Raw genomic sequence first — 2,223 nt, 5'->3', positions numbered from 1 at the left:
GGCCTGGCCGTCACGCTCACCGGACGGCGACAGCGGGGCCCGGCCGGGCCGCAAGGCCGGAGCGCTCGTCGTGCTGGTCGACGGCGAACTGGTGTGGTTCCTCGAACGCGGCGGGAAGTCCTTGCTGAGCTTCGCCGACGACGACTCCGAAGCCAACCATGCGGCGGCGGTCGCACTCGCCGAACTGGTTTCCGGCGGGCGGGTCAGCTCCATCCTCATCGAGCGCGTCAACAGCGCGCCGGTGTTGGCGCCGCAAGTCTCGTCGACGGTGGTTGCGGCCCTAACTGATTCCGGATTCGCCCGGACTCCGCGCGGACTGCGGCTGCGGTAGCCGATGCCTGAGGGTGACACCGTTTTCCGCACCGCGGAGGCACTGCGGAAAGCGTTGGTCGGTCGCACGCTGACCCGCTGCGATGTCCGGGTTCCCCGCTATGCCACGGTCGATCTGAGCGGTCACGTCGTCGATGAGGTGTGCAGCAGGGGCAAGCATTTGTTCATTCGCGTCGGACCGGCCAGCATCCACTCGCATCTGAAGATGGACGGTAGCTGGCGCGTCACGTCGCGGCCGAGCCGCACCGACCACCGGGTCCGGATCATCTTGGAAGCCAGCGATATCCGCGCGGTTGGCATCGACCTCGGCGTGCTGGAGATACTCGAACGCGCCAATGACGGCGACGTCGTCGACCACCTGGGACCCGATCTGCTGGGCGAGGACTGGGACCCCGAGATTGCCGCCGCCAACCTGACGGTAGACCCGGATCGGCGGATCTCCGAGGCCCTGCTGGACCAGCGGATCATGGCCGGGATCGGCAATGTCTACTGCAACGAATTGTGCTTCGTCAGTGGACACCTGCCCACCGCACCGGTGAGCGCGATCGCCAACCCGCTACGACTGGTTGCCCGCGCCCGCGACATGTTGTGGGCCAACCGCTTCCGGCAGAATCGCTGTACCACCGGCGACACGCGGGCCGGCCGGCGACTGTGGGTGTACGGGCGAGCGGGCCAAGGCTGCCGTCGCTGCGGGACACCTGTCAAGCGTGACGACGGTGCCGACCGGGTTGCGTACTGGTGCCCTGTCTGCCAACGTTGAACACCCACGGCATGTCTAGACGGTTAACGATCACCCCGACCCGCGTCGACCGCACTGCGCGCTTCAAAAGTCCGGGCGCGGCATGCAATGATCGCAATGTCAGCAGTTTCGGTTGCTGTCAGCACTACTCACGCTTCTGCTCAGCGGACAGGATGAGAAAGGACGACCACCCCAGTGCGCTCGCCCAAACCTGTGCGATCAACCCTGACCGGCCTAGTCCTCGCGTTCGCCGCGTGCGGCGTCATGGAAATCGCCGCGCCAAGTGCGCACGCCGACGCAGTCGACTCCAACTTCTTGAATGCGCTGAAGGAAAAGGGGATTACCTTCGCGTCCGGACAAGCCGCGGTCATCGCCGGTCATCAGGTCTGCGACGGGCTCGATGGTGGCAGGGCATCGAGCGACGTCGCGAACGACATCATGCAGCAGAGTGGTCTGGACGGCTACCACGCCGGATTCTTCGTCGGCGTCAGCATCGCGGCGTTCTGCCCGCGACATGCGGGATCCTGAAAAATTCCGCATACTGGGGTATCAACCCCAACGGAGCATCTTTGATCATCGAGAAATTATTGTTTGGCGCCGCGATCGCGCTCGCCGCGACTGTTGTCACGGCAACACCGGCCGGCGCCGAACCCAGCCAGTTTGGCACCCTCAGCTGTAGCTGCAACCCGGCCACCGGGATGCCGGACAGCGCATCAGACGTCAAGAGCCAAGTGGATGCAGGTATCCAGCACGGTCTGGGCTCTCTGCACATCAGCCCGCCGGGTTCCGGCGACTGAGTCGCTGACGGCGATCTCGCTTATCCCGCCGACGGCGGCGGTTTAATCACTTTGCCCTTGAGCTCGGCGCCGATCGCAATGTCTTCGTACTTCTGCGCCTTGCGCTTGCGCCAGCCACTGCCCGGTGAAATCGGCGGTGGCATCAGTGGCGGCATCGGCATCCCACCGGGTAGTCCGCCGGTGCCGAGCGGCGTTGCCGCCGACGCGAGCTGTACCGGTTGCGACAGCAAGGGCGCCGCGCTGGGCGGGGCGGAGAGATTACCCATCGGAACCGCGGCTCCTAACGCCGCCGAGGTGCTGACCTGGCCGAGGCCGGCTGCGCCCAGCGCGCCCAGACCGCCCCCGCTCTGGCCCAGC

The 2,223-nt window shown here is 66.1% G+C and carries 4 protein-coding genes and 1 pseudogene; 4 read left to right on the top strand and 1 reads right to left on the bottom strand.

Annotated features, from left to right (window positions below; translation table 11 throughout):
* From WAN02_RS26650 to WAN02_RS26635, 4 genes are all read left to right on the top strand, one after another.
* On the top strand, positions 1–331 hold a 331-nt coding region (locus WAN02_RS26650; protein WP_422268036.1), incomplete at its 5' end, for a hypothetical protein.
* 3 nt (positions 332–334) lie between these two features.
* Entirely contained in the window at positions 335–1,090 is a 756-nt protein-coding gene (nei2, locus tag WAN02_RS26645; RefSeq protein WP_422268034.1) for an endonuclease VIII Nei2, read from the top strand.
* A 174-nt stretch (positions 1,091–1,264) separates the two neighbouring features.
* Positions 1,265–1,597 carry a DUF732 domain-containing protein gene (locus WAN02_RS26640; protein WP_422268032.1) on the top strand — a complete coding sequence of 111 codons (333 nt, stop codon included), beginning with the start codon at positions 1,265–1,267 and terminating at the stop codon, positions 1,595–1,597.
* Between the two features lie 41 nt (positions 1,598–1,638).
* On the top strand, positions 1,639–1,866 hold the full coding sequence (locus WAN02_RS26635; RefSeq protein WP_422268030.1) for a hypothetical protein: 228 nt from the start codon (positions 1,639–1,641) through the stop codon (positions 1,864–1,866).
* A gap of 20 nt (positions 1,867–1,886) precedes the next feature.
* On the opposite strand, the pseudogene WAN02_RS26630 reads toward WAN02_RS26635, so the two are convergent.
* A pseudogene (locus WAN02_RS26630) lies at positions 1,887–2,223 on the bottom strand (hypothetical protein); the annotation flags it as partial.

Origin of the sequence: Mycobacterium sp., assembly GCF_049281135.1 — a bacterium.
Lineage (GTDB): Bacteria > Actinomycetota > Actinomycetes > Mycobacteriales > Mycobacteriaceae > Mycobacterium.
The sequence above is the reverse complement of the archived record's forward strand: the minus strand, read 5'-3'. Positions and strand labels throughout refer to the sequence as shown.

Bases quoted from the DNA above. Each gene is read 5' to 3' on its own strand.
- nei2 (WP_422268034.1), top strand. From the start codon at position 335: ATGCCTGAGGGTGACACCGTTTTCCGCACCGCGGAGGCACTGCGGAAA.